The 1,271-nt window shown below is 65.4% G+C and carries 1 protein-coding gene; it reads left to right on the top strand.

All coding sequences use genetic code 11. The annotated features are described in order from the left end of the window. On the top strand, positions 1-1,264 hold a 1,264-nt coding region (locus ACX80E_RS17185; protein WP_459303277.1), incomplete at its 5' end, for an HNH endonuclease signature motif containing protein. Between the last annotated feature and the right edge of the window lie 7 nt (positions 1,265-1,271).

The raw sequence follows: 1,271 nt of genomic DNA, 5'->3' as shown, positions 1-1,271 counted from the left end.
CACCGAGGACGCCGGCCACCTGGCAGCGGCCGGACGCATTCCCGCAGAAAGTGCCGACGAGCTCGAAGCAACGCTCACCGGCTACGCCGCGGCGGAACCACCGGACTTCCTGCGCCGCATCGGCACCCGGGCCGTTACTCTGCTGGATCCCGACGGTCAACAACCCACCGAGGGCGAACTACTGGCCAAACAGGGCATCTTCTTCCGCCAACCCCGCCGCGGCATGGTCCACGTTGACGGGCACCTAAGCGTTGCCCAATACGAAACCTTGATGTCCGCGATCGGCTGGGCCACCAACCCCAACAACCACAAGGACATCAACACCATCGACCCCCTCACCACCGGTTCTGGCACCGAAGGTGCAGGGGCTGGCGCCGAAGGTGCCGGTTCTGGCACCCGGGTGCAAGACTTCATCTCCGGCGTGACAGCGGCGTTCGGTGCGGGGCAGGAGCCACAGGCCACCAGCTGGCCACCAGCTCAAGGCCCGCTCCCTGGCTGGGCATCCACGGCCGACCCTGACGGCGAGAGTGATGCTGGCGGCGCTGGTGGTGGACCGAAGCCCTGGCCGCACCTCATCAACGGGATCAGTGTGCCCGAACCCGGCTCCGAACAGGACCTTGCAGGACTGGATCCGATCGACCCCAACAGCACCGACCCGGCCGTGGTGGACAGGCGAACCCACGGGCAAAAACTCCTCGACGGGCTCATCGACTGCCTCAAACTTGCCGCACGCACCGGAACGCTGCCACTGAACGGCGGGCTCAAGCCGCAACTGTTCATCAGCACCACCGAGGCCGACCTTGAACGCAGCACCACCACCGGGCGCGGTGGCGGGATAGCGTTTCTGCCCTACAGTGGCCCTCAGCCACTGGAGCTGTTTACGGTGGAGCTCTGCGACGCCGATGTCACCACCATGGTTCTGGGCGACGGCTGCGACATCCTCAACGTGGGGCGCACGCAACGGCTCTTCACGGCTACACAACGCAAGATCCTCTTGGCACGGGACCTGGGCTGCACCTTCCCCGACTGCACCGCCGTCGCCAGTTGGTGCGACGCCCACCACATCATCCCCTGGCACGATGGCGGCGAAACCAGCATCAACAATGGCGTGCTCCTGTGCAGTATGCACCACCAACTTCTCCACCGAGGCCACTGGAGCGTCAGCCTCGAGCAGGGCATTCCTTGGTACACGCCCAGCTACAGCATCGACCCCACCCAACGCCCCCGCCGCAACTTCTACCACCACGGTACTGCACGGAACTAATCACGCA

The organism is Arthrobacter sp. TMN-49 (genome assembly GCF_054511095.1).
This window is presented reverse-complemented; position numbering and strand designations above follow the sequence as displayed.